17 protein-coding genes, 1 tRNA gene and 1 pseudogene are annotated in these 13,975 nt (G+C 67.6%); 12 read left to right on the top strand and 7 right to left on the bottom strand.

Features of this window, described 5'->3' with window-relative positions:
- The first annotated feature begins 217 nt into the window (after positions 1-217).
- Positions 218-294 (top strand) — tRNA-Pro (locus AD428_RS09930).
- A gap of 335 nt (positions 295-629) precedes the next feature.
- On the opposite strand, the gene AD428_RS09925 is transcribed toward AD428_RS09930, so the two are convergent.
- The gene (locus AD428_RS09925; RefSeq protein WP_053245034.1) at positions 630-884 is read right to left on the bottom strand and encodes a hypothetical protein; all 255 of its coding nucleotides are present in this window, start codon (positions 882-884) and stop codon (positions 630-632) included.
- A gap of 289 nt (positions 885-1,173) precedes the next feature.
- On the opposite strand from AD428_RS09925, the gene AD428_RS09920 reads away from it, so the two are divergent.
- Positions 1,174-1,389: a hypothetical protein gene (locus tag AD428_RS09920; RefSeq protein WP_235489624.1), complete on the top strand. Its 216-nt coding sequence runs from the start codon at positions 1,174-1,176 to the stop codon at positions 1,387-1,389.
- 151 nt (positions 1,390-1,540) lie between these two features.
- Positions 1,541-2,131, top strand: a complete 591-nt coding sequence (locus AD428_RS09915; protein WP_053245051.1) for a BPSL1445 family SYLF domain-containing lipoprotein — start codon at positions 1,541-1,543, stop codon at positions 2,129-2,131.
- Between the two features lie 119 nt (positions 2,132-2,250).
- On the opposite strand, the gene AD428_RS09910 is transcribed toward AD428_RS09915, so the two are convergent.
- Positions 2,251-2,484, bottom strand: a complete 234-nt coding sequence (locus AD428_RS09910; RefSeq protein ID WP_053245036.1) for a hypothetical protein — start codon at positions 2,482-2,484, stop codon at positions 2,251-2,253.
- A gap of 82 nt (positions 2,485-2,566) precedes the next feature.
- Positions 2,567-3,037: an Lrp/AsnC family transcriptional regulator gene (locus tag AD428_RS09905; RefSeq protein ID WP_053245037.1), complete on the bottom strand. Its 471-nt coding sequence runs from the start codon at positions 3,035-3,037 to the stop codon at positions 2,567-2,569.
- 140 nt (positions 3,038-3,177) lie between these two features.
- Between AD428_RS09905 and AD428_RS09900 the strand changes: the two genes are divergently transcribed.
- The 5 genes from AD428_RS09900 (at position 3,178) to AD428_RS09880 (ending at position 6,253) form a co-directional block, all read left to right on the top strand.
- On the top strand, positions 3,178-3,924 hold the full coding sequence (locus AD428_RS09900; protein ID WP_053245038.1) for a sulfite exporter TauE/SafE family protein: 747 nt from the start codon (positions 3,178-3,180) through the stop codon (positions 3,922-3,924).
- Between the two features lie 44 nt (positions 3,925-3,968).
- Positions 3,969-4,196, top strand: coding sequence for a hypothetical protein (locus AD428_RS09895; protein ID WP_053245039.1), 228 nt, complete (start codon positions 3,969-3,971; stop codon positions 4,194-4,196).
- A 265-nt stretch (positions 4,197-4,461) separates the two neighbouring features.
- Positions 4,462-4,674, top strand: a complete 213-nt coding sequence (locus AD428_RS09890; protein WP_053245040.1) for a hypothetical protein — start codon at positions 4,462-4,464, stop codon at positions 4,672-4,674.
- A 153-nt stretch (positions 4,675-4,827) separates the two neighbouring features.
- Positions 4,828-5,946 carry an AGE family epimerase/isomerase gene (locus tag AD428_RS09885; protein ID WP_053245041.1) on the top strand — a complete coding sequence of 373 codons (1,119 nt, stop codon included), beginning with the start codon at positions 4,828-4,830 and terminating at the stop codon, positions 5,944-5,946.
- A 91-nt stretch (positions 5,947-6,037) separates the two neighbouring features.
- Complete coding sequence (locus AD428_RS09880) at positions 6,038-6,253, top strand: hypothetical protein (RefSeq protein WP_053245042.1); 216 nt, start codon at positions 6,038-6,040, stop codon at positions 6,251-6,253.
- Here AD428_RS09880 and AD428_RS09875 read toward each other — a convergent pair.
- Positions 6,237-7,304 carry a LysR substrate-binding domain-containing protein gene (locus AD428_RS09875; protein WP_082308347.1) on the bottom strand — a complete coding sequence of 356 codons (1,068 nt, stop codon included), beginning with the start codon at positions 7,302-7,304 and terminating at the stop codon, positions 6,237-6,239. The two genes, AD428_RS09880 and AD428_RS09875, sit on opposite strands and share 17 nt — an antisense overlap.
- A gap of 115 nt (positions 7,305-7,419) precedes the next feature.
- Between AD428_RS09875 and AD428_RS09870 the strand changes: the two genes are divergently transcribed.
- From AD428_RS09870 to AD428_RS09860, 3 genes are all read left to right on the top strand, one after another.
- Complete coding sequence (locus AD428_RS09870; RefSeq protein WP_053245044.1) at positions 7,420-8,412, top strand: Bug family tripartite tricarboxylate transporter substrate binding protein; 993 nt, start codon at positions 7,420-7,422, stop codon at positions 8,410-8,412.
- Positions 8,413-8,414: 2 nt separating this feature from the next.
- Positions 8,415-9,290 (top strand): N-formylglutamate amidohydrolase, encoded by an 876-nt coding sequence (locus AD428_RS09865; RefSeq protein WP_053245045.1) that lies wholly within the window; start codon positions 8,415-8,417, stop codon positions 9,288-9,290.
- Positions 9,291-9,447: 157 nt separating this feature from the next.
- A complete protein-coding gene (locus AD428_RS09860) occupies positions 9,448-9,741 on the top strand; it encodes a hypothetical protein (RefSeq protein ID WP_053245046.1) in 294 nt (97 codons plus the stop codon).
- Between the two features lie 9 nt (positions 9,742-9,750).
- On the opposite strand, the gene AD428_RS09855 is transcribed toward AD428_RS09860, so the two are convergent.
- A complete protein-coding gene (locus AD428_RS09855; protein WP_053245049.1) occupies positions 9,751-10,593 on the bottom strand; it encodes a LysR substrate-binding domain-containing protein in 843 nt (280 codons plus the stop codon).
- 108 nt (positions 10,594-10,701) lie between these two features.
- On the opposite strand from AD428_RS09855, the gene AD428_RS09850 reads away from it, so the two are divergent.
- Positions 10,702-11,685, top strand: coding sequence for a bile acid:sodium symporter family protein (locus AD428_RS09850; protein ID WP_053245048.1), 984 nt, complete (start codon positions 10,702-10,704; stop codon positions 11,683-11,685).
- Positions 11,686-11,698: 13 nt separating this feature from the next.
- On the opposite strand, the pseudogene AD428_RS09845 reads toward AD428_RS09850, so the two are convergent.
- Both AD428_RS09845 and AD428_RS09840 read right to left on the bottom strand, forming a co-directional pair.
- Positions 11,699-12,078 (bottom strand): annotated as a pseudogene (locus AD428_RS09845) (Rieske (2Fe-2S) protein).
- 69 nt (positions 12,079-12,147) lie between these two features.
- On the bottom strand, positions 12,148-13,950 hold the full coding sequence (locus AD428_RS09840) for an ABCB family ABC transporter ATP-binding protein/permease (protein ID WP_053245047.1): 1,803 nt from the start codon (positions 13,948-13,950) through the stop codon (positions 12,148-12,150).
- Positions 13,951-13,975 lie beyond the last annotated feature (25 nt).

Raw genomic sequence — 13,975 nt, 5'->3', positions numbered from 1 at the left:
GGCCGCGCAGGCGCACTGACGCGCGAGAACCATGGCCGTCCGATGGCGGCCACGCGCGCCGGCCGGACGATTCGTCGCTCCGGACGCGCGCCGTTTTTTTGCGGGTGCGGTTCCGGGCAATCGCGCGGGACCGGCAATGGAAATTTTTTGGGGGCGAGCGAATTTTTTGCGCGAAGGCGTGCAAACAAAATTTAGTTCTGCTATACTCTTTTTCTTTCGGGGCGTAGCGCAGCCTGGTAGCGCACTTGCATGGGGTGCAAGGGGTCGCGAGTTCGAATCCCGCCGTCCCGACCATTGTTCTAAAGGCGTCAGTGAGAAATCACTGACGGCCTTTGTCATTTTCAACGGTTTTTTTGCGGGCAGGGGGGCGAGGGGCAAGGGACGAGGTACGAGACTCGGCGCAAAAAAAATGCGAGCAATTAATCATTAAGTGATTGCGCCAAGACCGGTTATTGCTGATGGCGCTCAAGGGTTTATCGCGGCGGGGCGGGCGATTATCTTTTCCGCGCGGCGACGGGGTAGAAGATTGCAGTTTCGAGGCTCCGCTTTCATCTCCCGTATTGGCGTCCCGTCGTCGATGCCGTCTTCACGGCGCTTATTGCGGCCGGGCGTTTGTCGCCACCACTTCGCTATGACCAATCCGGCGGCCGCCGGATGGGCCGTTCATGTGCGACCGCCACGCCGACGCGCCCGTCGGGCAGGCGATAACGCGTTGCGCCCAGCCATTCCACCGTTTCGCCGGTCGGCAGGCTGCATCGGTACAGGCTGCGCGGCGGCGATTGCACGTCGGTCGGGCGCAGGCGCAGCAGGCGGCGCTCCACGCGCACCGTGGACGCCCCGGACACTTCGAGAATGACGTCGGACAAGCGTGAGCCGAATGCCATGATGGATTTCCTCCACAGGATGCGTCAGCCGGCCCCGCGGCCGGGCTTCGGGTTTTCCCTCTTGGTCTCTATGGTAGGCGGCGCCGGAGGATGGGTATCGTGCAAAAGGATGAGGGGCCGGGCGCCCGGGCGCGCAAGATGCAAAGCTACTAGATGAACTAGTGATTCGTAACCTCTTGAAAACAAAGCCTTTCAAGGAAAGAATCTTGCGTCATGTCGCAGGCGTGGGGCCTGGTCCGGATAGGGGGCGAAGATGGCGGCTGGGCCGCGTCGTTATATCGATGGGTTCATGGTGCGGGGCGAGGCGGTGATGTTGGACAAGGGCGTGCTGGCGATCGAGATTGTCGTGTCGCGGGAGGATGGAGGGCTGGAGGCCCGCTGGTCCCTGCCCCGTTTCGTGACCTTTCCGGATATGGCCTCGGCGCTGCGCCATGCCGAACTCGTGCTGGCTGGTATCCTGTCCATCGACCCGGCGACCGGCGAGCCGCGCTATGGCATTCTCTGAAGCGGCATCCGGGGCCAGCCGGTTCGTCTCCGCAGGGGGAGATTCCGCCATGCGGCGTTGATGTTTTGTTTCGTTTATCACAATCCCGGGCTTGCCGCCGCGCGCCATGCGATTAGAGTGGTTGAGGATGTACAACAACAAGGAGCGTTCCATGTTCGACACATTTCCTGCTTTTCGTCGTGCCAGTATCGCTGTCGCCCTGGGCGCGGCCAGCGTGCTCTTCGTCGGCTGCACCGCTACGCCGCCCAAGACCAGCGCGACGGCAACGGAACAGCGCCAGTCGCTCAACAGCGCGGCCAACGCGACGCTGACCCGGTTGTACGAGGCTTCGCCGCAGTCCAAGGAACTGGTGGCGCGCGCCAAGGGCGTGCTGGTGTTTCCCGACGTGCTGAGCGGCAGCTTCATCGTCGGCGCCGAGCACGGCAAGGGCGTGCTGCGCGTGGGCGGCGCTCCCGCGGGCTACTACAGCACGACGGCGGGCTCGATCGGCTTCCAGGCCGGCGCGCAGTCCAAGGCAATGGTGCTGCTTTTCATGACGGATGACGCGCTGAACAAGTTCCGCAACAGCGCCGGGTGGACCGTGGGCGCGGACGCGACGGTGGCCGTGGCCAACATCGGCGCCAACGGCCGTATCGACACCAACACCGCCCAGCAGCCCATCGTGGGCTTCGTGATGAACAATGGCGGCCTGATGGCCGGCGTTTCGCTGGCGGGCACCAAGATTTCCAAGCTGGATCTCTGAGTGCGGCAAGGCGGGCGTTTCGCGCCCGCCTCTGCGCGAACAAACGGGCCGGCGCGGCGGGACTGCCGCGCGGCGTTTGCCGTTTGTGCGGGGGGGCGCCGCCCGCGATCCGGCGCGCTTCAGCCGAGCAGCGAATCGCCGCCGGCGCGCAGGGCGTTGGCCCGTTCGATTTCCGCGGCCTCGATCTTGGGATCCAGGCCCCGCCAGCGCACGATGTGGCCGCGTTCTTCTTCGGGCTCCCAGCCCAGCATGCCATAGCGGGTGATTTCGACCTCGCCGGTGGAGAATTCGACTTCGAAATAGCCCTGGCGTTCGGGCAGCGAGCTTCCCGGGAACCATTCGGTTTCTGGCATGGCGGTCTCCTTTGCGATGCGGGGGCCGTCCGCGCGGCGGCCGTGGCTTCATTGTGGTCCGCCTGCTGCGGGGCCGCAAGCGTCAGGGCAGGGGCACCGCGGTGGTGTAGAGCACCTGCTTGAGCGCGAAGCTCGAGCGTATGCTGGCCACGCCGGGAATGCGCGTGATGTGCTGCACGATCAGCCGCTCCAGCGCGTCCACGTCGGGCACCAGCGCACGCACCAGGTAGTCGGCGTCGCCCGACATGAGATAGCACTCCATGATTTCGGGCAGCACGGCGATTTCGCGTTCGAACGTGTCCAGTGTCGATTTGCGCTGCTTGTCCAGCGAGATCTGAATGAAGACGTTCACCTTGAGCCCGAGCTTGCGCGCATTGAGCAGCGTGACGCGCCGGTCGATCAGGCCCTCGGATTCGAGGCGGCGGACCCGCGCCAGGCAGGGGGAGGGCGAGAGATTCACGCGGGAGGCGAGTTCGACGTTGGTGAGGCGTGCGTCGCGCTGGAGCTCGTTGAGGATGCGGATGTCCGTGGCGTCGAGATCGATGTCCAGCATGAATCACCTGTAAGGGGCGGGTTTTCAATTCATCTATGCCGTGAATATAGCCGGGCGCCGCCTGGCCCGGGCAGCGTCGGCGGCGCGCCGCGCCGGTAGAATGTGGCGCTTTCGGCTGACGACCGCAGGGGCGGGAAAGAATGGGCGAGCTTTACCTGGTGCTGGCGGCCGGCGCAATGGCCGCGGGCTTCGTGCAGGGGCTGTCGGGGTTCGGGTTCGGCATGGTGGCCATGTCGTTCTGGGCCTGGACGGTGGAGCCCCGGCTGGCCGCGCCGATGGCGGTGTTCGGCGCGCTCAGCGGCCAGTTGCTGGCGGCGTTCACGGTGCGACGGGGCTTCGCGCTGGCGCGGCTGCTGCCATTCGTGGCCGGGGGCCTGCTTGGCATCCCCCTGGGATTGAAAGTGCTGCCCTATCTCGACCCCGTGGTCTTCAAAGTCTGCATCGGCGGGCTGCTGGCCGTCTGGTGCCCCCTCATGCTCTGCGCGGGCCGCCTGCCGCGCATTTCGGTGGGCGGCCGCACGGCCGACGGCGTGGCGGGGCTGATGGGCGGCGTCATGGGTGGGCTGGGCGGATTCACCGGCGTGATTCCCACGCTGTGGTGCACCTTGAGGGGATACGACCGCGATACGCAGCGCGCCGTCATCCAGAATTTCAACCTGTCCATGCTGACGGTGACGATGATCGGCTATGTCGTCACCGGCGTGGTCACGTCCGCCATGCTGCCGCAGTTCGCGGTGGTCCTGCCCGCGATGCTGGTGCCCGCCTGGCTGGGTACGCGCGTGTACACGGGCATCAGCGATGCGGCATTCCGGCGGGTCGTGCTGGGGCTGCTGACGCTCTCCGGCATCGCGCTGCTGGCGGCGTCGCTGCCCAGGCTGCTTGCCTGAGCGCGCGGCGTGCTATCTTTACCGCGTTTGGCAGGAAGGATTCCATGGCATTGCATCGTTTCAAGAAGGGCGAATTGGGAGAGTGGCTGCGCGTGATCGCCGAAAGCGGCGAAGCGGACGCCCGGCCGGCCGACGAGGTGCCCGCCGACGTGCTCCAGGCGCTCGAAACCCTGCGCTGCATCGAGCCGGCCGGACCCGGCCGCTGGCGTGTGACCGCCAAGGGCGAACTGGCCCTGCGCATGGAAGACCCCGCCGCTATCCACCGCCGCTGATCGCGCCCGCGATACATTTCGCCAACTGTGTCTGGTTTGTTGCGCCCATCGTTCCCCGATTGTGCCGCGACAGCGGCGAATTCCCGTGAATTACTGTGCCATTTGGCTGCTTCCCGACGTATCCGGAAGGGTCGGCTGCCGTTAAGATGAACTTGCGTGACGCAAGCATGTCTATTCATTGGCGCGGCTGCTCGCGAGCAAACCCGCGGCGTCACGCGTGGTTCACGCGTTCAGACGCGTTTAGGCAACCGACTGGGAGGAACCCATGCAGCATCGCGACCAGGAAGTACTGATCGACGTTTCCACGGCGGCCATGGATACCGGCGGATATGGCGTATTGCTGACGGTGACGGCCGAGGGCGGCACGGAAGTGGATGCCGCTTTTTCCCATCTGGGCAATTGCGCCTCGCTGGATGAGGCGCGGGATCGCGCGGAAGCGTTCGCGCAAGACTGGGTCAAGGAGAACATCTTTCGCTAGTGTGTTTTGCACTGAAAGCGAGTCTGCCCGGTCTGTGCCCCAGGGCGGCCCGGCCCGGAAATTCCGGCGATAATCCTCCATGAGACATCGTCGCGGCAAACATCCCGACACGCCGCGATACGCCGCACTTTCCGGATTACCCGCCGTTCCGACATGGCCGCCGCACAGACCCATTCCCCGCTCGCGCGGCACATTCGTGTGCTGGGCGATCACTTCGACTCCCTCATCCTTCCCATGTGGATGGGCCCAGGGTTCAACCAGACCCTGGGCCTGCCCTACGAGTCGCTGGACGCGGCCAGCGGCCGGCCCTTGCCGCCGGTGCGCTATCGCGCCATGGCGTGCGCGCGTCAGCTCTACGTTTTCTCCAACGCGCGGGCGCCGGGCGCGCGCGAGCACGCCGGCAGGCTCTTCGAATCGCTGACGCGCACGTTCCGCAACGCGGAGCACGGCGGCTGGCGGTTCAGCGTGGATGCCGAGGGCAAGCCGCTGGACGACACTCAGGATCTCTACACGCATGCATTCGTAGTGTTTGCCTGCGCGGCCTATTTCCGCAGCTCGCGCGCGGCGCAGGCGCGCCGGCTGATGTTGGAGACCGCGGAGCACATCGAGGCGCATTTCCGCACCGGCGATGAGCTCTACGCCAGCGCGCTGGGCGCCGATTGGCGGCGGGTCGTGCGCGGCCCGGCGCAGAACCCCATGATGCACCTGACGGAGTCCTACCTGGCGGCGGCGCAGATCGCCGAGCCGGCGCTTTTCGCGCAACGCCTGCGCCGCCTGGGGCAGGCCGTGGCGGCGGCATTCCTGCATCCGCCCTCACAGTGCATTGCCGAGGAGGCGATGGGGACGGCGGACAATCGTCTCGAGCCCGGGCACCAGTTCGAGTGGATGACCCTGGTGCACGGCGCGCAAGACGTCTACGACGGCCTCGAATTGCCCGATTTCCTGCCGCGCGGGGTGGCATGGGCCCGCCGCCACGGGGTAGACGACGGCTCGGTGCGGGCCGCGCTCGACATGCGCGGCGGCGTGCTCGACGACACGCGCCGCATCTGGGCCCAGACCGAATATCTGCGCATGCTGGCGGCTACTGGCGATCTGGCTGTCCTGGAGCCGGCGCTGGTCCGCTTCAACCGGGATTTTCTGCACCCGGGAGGCTGGCATGAATGCCTGGACGGGCAGGGCCAGGTCACCCGCGGCGACATGCCGTCCACCTCTCCCTACCATCTGGCGACGTGCCTGGAAGAGTTGCAAAACGTAATTAAGTTAGCACGCTAACAAGATTCTTTCCTTTTGGACCTGGATTTTGATAGAAAAATATTGGTGAAATCCCTTACACTTTTGTAAGTTTTTTTAAGGGGTAGCATCAATGAGCGTTATGTGCCAGGCTTGCCAACGCATTCATCCCGGGCTTGCCGGGGTTGCGCCGCACGCCCAGCTCGGTCATCAGGGATTCACCCACCCTACGCAGAAAGGCCGCGAGGAAAGCCGCGAAGATCACTTCCGATGCCTGGTGTGCGGCGCCAAGTGGCTGCGCGAGACGGACAAGTGGGGCGTGGACCTCGGTTTCAAGCTGGCGCCCTGAGAGGGTCGTTCACGACAGCGCGGGTGGCGGTTGCAAGGCGATTGAGCAGCAGAGAAGGCGGGCCCTGGAGGCCCGCCTTTGTTTGTTCCGCCGCTTTCGGCGAGCCGGACGGCTCAGCCGCCTGACCCGGCGCGCCGGCGACATCGGGGTCGGCCGCCGCGGTTTCCAGCAGCCAGGTGCGGAAGCACCGCAGCGCGTAGTGGTCGCGGCGCTGCGGGGGCGCGCACAGGTAGTAGCCGCGGGCGATGCGGCAGGGCAGGTCGGGAAAAGGCGCTGCCACGCGGCCCGCCGCGATGTCGTCGCGCACCAGGCAGCGCTGCAGCACCGCGATGCCCATGTCGGCCATGACGGCGCGCACCAGAATGGAAACCTGGTCGAAGCCGCTGGCCAGCCGCACGCCCTCGGGCGCGACGCCGGCGGCGGCAAACCACCAGGCCCAGTTGTCGACGCCGTTGCCGTGGTAGAGCAGCGGCTCGTCCAGCAGGCCGGCCGGCGTGTTCCATAGCCCCCGGGCGCGCCGCGCCGCCAGCCGCTGCGGATGGCAGATGACCACCATTTCGCGGCCGATGACGTAGTCGGCCTGCCACCCGGGCCATTGGCCTTCGACGCCCGACAGAATGCTGGCGTCGGGCGTGGCGCCGGAAAAGTCCTCGTTGCGCCGGTAGGCGGCAAAGCCGAGCTGGATGCCGGGGTGGCGCTGGTGGAAATCGGGCAGCCGGGGCACCAGCCAGGCGCTGGCCAGCGTGGGCACGCTGGAGATCGTCAGGCGCAGGCGGCGGTCGGCGGCGCGCAGCTCGGCGCTCAGGGCTTCGATGCGAGCCAGCGGCTCGCGCGCTTCTTCATACAGCCGGCGGCCGGTTTCGGTGAGCGCGAGGCCGTGGGCGTTGCGCCGCATGAGCGGCTGGCCGAAGTGCGTCTCCAGGCGCGAGATGGCACGGCTGATGGCGCCCTGGGTAACGCAGAGTTCCCGCGCGGCCAGGGTGAAGCTGCCCAGCCGCGCCGCCGCCACGAACGCATGCAGCTCGGACATGGACGGCGAGTGCAGGCGCATGACCGTACTTAGAATGACTGCTGGTAATGAAAGCGTGCAATATAGTCGTTTGATGCTCCAGCGTAAAGTTCGGACACTTGCGGCTTCTTCGCCATTCCCTTTTCGGAGTTGCCTCATGTCCCGCCGTTTTCTTGGCCGGTCCGCGCGCCTTGCGCTCGCCGGCATCGTTTCCCTGGCGTCCGCCGTCGCCATGCCCGCCCGGGCGGCCGACTATCCCGCGCGCCCGATCAAGCTGGTAGTGCCCTTCGCGGCCGGCGGCTCGACCGACATCGTGGCGCGCCTCATCGCGGAATACGCCGGCCGCGATCTCAAGCAGACCATCGTGGTGGAAAACAAGGCCGGCGCGGGCGGCTCGCTGGGCATGGAGCAGGTGGCGCGCGCCACGCCGGACGGCTACACCATCGGCATGGCCACGATGAGCACGCATGGCTCCAACCCGGCCGTGTACCGCCGCCTGAACTACGACCCGGTCAAGGACTTCGCGCCCATCGGCAACGTGCTGGCCGTGCCCAGCATCTTCGCGATCAATCCGCAGGTGCCGGCCAAGAACATGGCCGAGTTCGTCGCGCTGGCCAAGGGCTCGCCCGACAAGTACAGCTTCGCCTCGCCCGGCGTGGGGTCGCTGGGACACGTGAACATCGAGAACTTCATGATGCTGTCCGGCGTCAAGCTGCTGCACGTGCCGTACCGCGGCGCGGGCCCGGCGCTCAATGACGTGATGGGCGGCCAGGTCGACGCCATTACCGACAATCTCTCGTCTACCCTGCCGCAGGTGCAGGGCGGCAAGCTGCGGGCCCTGGCCGTGCTCGGCGCGCAGCGCTCGCCGCTGCTGCCCGACGTGCCCACGTATATCGAGCTGGGCTATCCCGACATGGGCACGGGCGGCTGGTTCGGCCTGGTGGCGCCGGCCGGCACGCCTGCCGCCGTGATCGAACGGCTGAACAAGGCCGTGCGCGCCGCCATGGAAGACCCCGAGTTCCGCAAGAAGGCCGAGGACGTCGGCGGTACGCTCATGCCCACCACGCCCCAGGAATTCCAGGCGCAGATCGAACAGGCCCTGGCGCGCTACGCCAAGGTTGCCAAGACCGCCCGCATCGAGGCTGACTGACGATGACGCAAGCCGACTTCGACGCCGTTTCCGTATACGAACCGCAGGGCCCGGCCTTGCCGCTGGTCTGTGACTCGCCGCACAGCGGCGAGCGCTATCCCGCGGATTTCGGCGCCAGCGCCACCCTGGCCCAGTTGCGGCAGGGCGAGGACACCCACGTCGACGCGTTGTGGTCGGCCGCGCCCGCGCTGGGCGCCACGCTCATCGCGGCGAACTTTCCGCGCGTGTACATCGACCCCAACCGCACGCTGCGCGACCTCGATCCGGAACTGCTGGCCGAGCCCTGGCCCGAGCCGCTGGATCCGGGCGAGAAGACGCGGCTGGGCAAGGGGCTGATCTGGCGCCGCATGGACAAGTCCACGCCCATCTACGACCGCAAGCTGTCGCTGGCCGAAGTGCGCCACCGCATCCAGGCCTATTACCAGCCCTACCACGAGGCCCTGGCTGCCGCCATCCGGCGGACCCAGGAGCGTTTCGGCGCGGTCTGGCACCTGAACCTGCACTCGATGCCCAACGACGCCTATGAGCGCCTGGGCCGGCAGAGTCCGCGCCCGCTGGCCGATTTCGTGCTCGGCGACCGCGACGGCGCCACCTGCGAGCCGGGCTTCGTCGCCCTCATCGAGGAGGCGCTGCGCGCCCGCGGCTATACGGTGGCGCGCAACGACCCCTACAAGGGCGTGCAACTGATCGCCCAGATCGGCCAGCCCGCGCAGCGGCGCCACAGCCTGCAGGTGGAAATCCGGCGGCCGCTCTACATGGACGAAGCCACGCGCGAGCGCAACGCAGGCTTCGAGCAGTTGCGCGCGGATCTGTCGCAAGTGCTCGAAACCGTGGCCGGATACGTGCGCGGCCGTATGGACGACGCGCCCGCCGGCTGAGGCCAGCCCGCTCCATGGCCCGCCGCGGCCTGCGCCCCGGCGCCCGAAATTCTGACTTTCTTGTTTAAGTTTGCCATTCGGAGGGCCGTAGTCGGGACATATCGCGCCCGACGGCCGCCTCCGCGGGAGCCGCGCGCGCGTTCCAACAGGAGTGGGTATGGCCGAGAAAATCATCGGCGGTTTTTCCGTAGTGGCCTATGCCACGCAGCCCGAAGGGCGCGTGCCTCCGCGCGCTTTCCTCGAAACCCGGCCCACGGCTGCCGTCAGGCCGCCGCAGGCCGAGGCCCGGCCGGAGCAGGAAGCAGCGCCCGGGGAACAGAACCGCGTCTTCGAGATCTTCGTGCGCCGGCGCTTTCGCAGCACGGTGGAAGCCATGTCGGCCGCGCGCAACGCGCTGGACCGCGTCCAGTCCGTCGATGCCGACGGCGTGCCCGACCCGCTGCCCGAATAGCCCGGCCGCCTACACCAGTGTGCTGCGCATCAGGATGTCCGTCAGCGCCTGGGTCGGACGGTTGGGCGAGGGGGCCGAAATCACGATGAATTCCACTTGCGGCAGCGCGGGCAGCGCAAGCGCGCCGGCCGGCGGCGCGAGCCCCGCCGTGGACAGGTGCGAGGGCTGCACGGTGATGCCCAGTCCGGCGCGCGCCGCCGCCTGGCATCCCGCGTAGCTCGTGCTGGTGCAGACGATCTGCCAGCCGCGGCCCGCGCGCGCCAGCGCTTCCAGCGCCAGCGTGCGGGTGACGCTGGGTTCGCGCAGCAGGATCAGCGGCAGGGGGGCTTCGGGCGCGAGGCGCAGGCCCTCGCGGGCTTGCCAGAGCAGGGCTTCCTTGTGCAGCGTCTGGCCGCGCCGGTCGCCCTGGCGGCGCTTGCCGATCATCACGTCGAGGCGGTGGTCGTCCAGCAGCTTGTAGAGTTCGCTGGTCACGCCGATCGTGATGTCCAGCTCCACTTCCGGGTGTTCCTGGCGGAACGCGGCCAGCACGCCGGGCAGGGGGCCCAGCGCCAGGTCGTCGGAGGTGCCCAGCCGCACGCGGCCGCGCAGCCGCGGCGCATCGAACAGTTTCTGCGCTCTTTCGTGCGCCTGGAGGATGAGCTGGGCATGCACCAGCAGGCTGCGCCCGTCGCTGGTGAGCGCCAGCGAATGCGTGTCGCGCAGGAACAGCTTGCGCCCCAGCGAGGTTTCGAGCTGCCGGATGTGTTCGCTGACCGTGGGCTGGGTCAGGCCCAGCCGTCGCGCGGCCTCGGAGAAGCTGGGCGCGGCCGCGGCGGCGGCGAAGGTCTTGAGCCAGAGGGGATTGAGCATGGAGGACGGCTATAGGAATATCCAATAGCAGTTAAAGTACCTAGCGCACTTCACGATGGCAAGCGGCGCGCCTATAGTCGCAGGCATCCCTTCGGAACACCTGATGCCATGCGCCGTTTTCTTCCCGACACCTTCACCCTGATCCTGATCGCCACGGTGGCGTTCGCCAGTGTGTTCCCCGCCGTGGGCAAGGGCGCGTCTTTCATGATGGTGGCGAGCAATATCGCGATCTCGCTGCTGTTCTTCCTGCACGGCGCGCGCCTGTCCACGGATGCGATCGTCGCGGGGGTGAAAGACCTGCGGCTGCACGCGCTGATCCTGTCGTGCACCTTCATTCTCTTTCCGCTGCTCGGGCTGGCGCTGCGCGCGGCCTTCCCGGGCCTGCTCACGCCTTCGCTGTGGCTGGGCGTGTTGTTCGTCTGCACCTTGTCCTCGACGGTGCAGTCCTCCATCGCTTTCACGTCCATGGCGCGCGGCAACGTGCCCGGCGCCATCTGCGCGGCCACCGCGTCCAATCTGCTGGGCACGGTGCTGACGCCGCTGCTGGTGGCCGTGCTGCTGCACCGGCAGGGCGGCGGGCACGGCCTGGCCGACGCGGGGCGCATCCTGGTGCAGTTGCTGCTGCCGTTCGCGGCGGGCAGCCTGCTGCGCCCCTGGATCGGCGCCTGGGCCAGGCGCAACAGCCGCGTGCTGGCCAAGGTGGACCGCAGCTCCATTCTGCTCGCCGTGTACACGGCGTTCAGCGAAGCCGTGGCCCAGGGCATCTGGCATGCGTTCCCGCCCCGGGATCTGGCGACGCTGGTGCTGGTCAATGCGCTGCTGCTGGGCGTCGTGCTGGCCGTTACCACCTGGGGCAGCCGCAGGCTCGGGTTGTCCAAGGAAAACGAGATCACGCTGGTGTTCTGCGGCTCGAAGAAATCGCTGGCGTCGGGAATACCGCTGGCCACGGTGCTGTTCGGCACGGCGCAAATGGGCATCGTGGTGCTGCCGCTGATGATTTTTCACCAGATGCAGCTCATGGTGTGCGCCATGCTGGCCCGGCGCTACGCCGAGCGCGGGAACGAAGCCCAGCCGGCGTCCGCCCGCGCATAGGCCGGCCGCGAAGTCAGTCCGCCACGGGCTGGATCTTGCCGGCTGGCGTCCAGTAGACGGCCTCGTCGCGTTCCTGCACCTGCAGCGCGACGAGGCGGCCGTTCTTGCAGGGGCCGCCCACGCACAGGCCGGTGTCGGGCTGGTAGGTCGCACCGTGCCGCGCGCACATGAGCAGGTCGCCGCGCGGGTGAAGAAGCTGCCTTCCCAGTCCAGTTCTACGCCCACGTGGGCGCAGCGGTTCAGATAGCCGTACACGCGGCCCTGGTAGCGCACGAAAAACGCGGTGGTGCGGCCCGATCCGTCGGTGACGGGCACTTTCACGCCCAGGCCGCCCTCGGCGAGATCGCCGGCGGCGCAGACGCGGATTTCGGTGTCGGAACAGGCGTTGGGCATGGCGGGCCTCGAAAAGGGTGCGATGTTCGGCCAGCGCCATCGCGCTGTCAATCCCGGCCCGGCGGGCGCTCAATCCTCCTGCGCGGCGAGGGCGCTTTGCTGGCGGGCCCAGAGGCTGGCGTACAGTCCGCCGCGGGCCAGCAGTTGCGCGTGGCGGCCGCGTTCGACGATGCGGCCCTCGGCCAGGACGAGTATCTCGTCGGCATCGGCCACGGTGGAGAGCCGGTGGGCGATGATGAGCGTGCTGCGGTCCTGGCTGACCTCGCGCAGGTTCGCCTGGATTTCGCGCTCGGTGTGGGTGTCCAGGGCGCTGGTGGCTTCGTCGAACAGGAAGATGGCGGGACGCTTGAGCAGCGTGCGGGCAATGGCCACGCGCTGCTTTTCTCCGCCGGAGAGTTTCAGGCCGCGCTCGCCCACCAGGGTGCCGTAGCCGTCGGGCATGGCGTCGATGAGCCCGTCGATGTGGGCGAGGCGGGCGGCTTCGCGGATCTCCGCCTCGCTGGCCCCGGGCCGGCCGTAGCCGATGTTGTAGCGGATGGTGTCGTTGAAGAGCACCGTGTCCTGCGGCACCACGCCGATGGCCGCGCGCAGGCTGGCCTGGGTGACGTCGCGGATGTCCTGGCCGTCGATCAGGATGGCGCCGGAGTCGACGTCGTAGAAGCGGAACAGCAGGCGCGCCAGCGTGGATTTGCCGGCCCCGGAACTGCCCGCCACGGCCACGGTCTTGCCGGCCGGGATGGCGAAGCTCACGCCCTTGAGAATGGGGCGGCGCGCATCGTATCCGAAGCGCACGTCGCGGAATTCCACGGCGCCGCCGGCCACGCGCAGGGGCGCGGCGCCCGGGCGGTCGGCGATTTCGCGGTCCTGGCCCAGCAGTTCGAACATGCGCTCCATGTCGATGAGCGATTGCTTGATCTCGCGGTAGATGAAGCCGAAGAAACTGAGCGGCTGGTAGAGCTGCAGCAGATAGGTGTTGACCAGCACGAAATCGCCCAGCGTGTGGCGGCCCTGCGCGATGCCGCGCGCGGCCATCCACATGACCAGCGTCAGGCCGGCGGAAATGATGGCCGCCTGCCCGATGTTGAGAACGGACAGGCTGACCTGGCTGCGCACGGCCGCGCGTTCGTAGCGGGTGAGCGAGGCGTCGTAGCGGCGCGCCTCGTGCTCTTCGTTGCCGAAATACTTGACCGTCTCGTAGTTCAGCAGGCTTTCGATGGCCTTGGTGTTGGCTTCGGAATCGGTTTCGTTCATCTGGCGGCGGAATTTCGCGCGCCACTCGGTGACGGCCAGCGTGTAGGCGATATACAGGGCGACCGTGGCGCCCGTGGCCAGGGCCAGCCAGCCGTCGAACATTTTCCACAACACGGCGCAGACCAGCCCGAGCTCGAAGAAGGTGGGCAGGATGTTGAAGAGCAGGAACGAGAGCAGGGTCTGGATGCCCTTGGTGCCGCGTTCGATGGAGCGCGTAAGCCCGCCGGTCTGGCGCGACAGGTGAAAGCGCAGCGCCAGACCGTGCAGGTGGCGGAATATGCGCAGGCCGACCGCGCGGATGGCGTGCTGTCCGACCCGGGCGAACAGCGCGTCGCGCAGTTCGGCGAAGAGCAGCGAGAGCACGCGCGCCGCGCCGTAGGCCAGGATGAAGCCCAGCGGCACGGCCACGGCGCCCGGCGCGCCACCGCTTAGCGCGTCGACGGCATGCTTATACAGCACCGGCACGTAGACGGTGGCGCCCTTGGCCGCGAAGAGGCAGAGCAGGGCGGCCACGACCCGGATCTTCAAGCCGCGCTCGCCCGCGGGCCAGAGATAGGGAAAGAGGGTGCGCAGCGTGTGCAGCGTGCCGTGGGGAGGAGGGGGCGGGGAGCCTGGCGTCATGGCGGATCGGGTGTGGGACGCGCCT

The organism is Achromobacter sp. DMS1, assembly GCF_001270295.1.
Note: the sequence above shows the minus strand (reverse complement) of the source record. Positions and strands in the feature narration are given on the sequence as shown.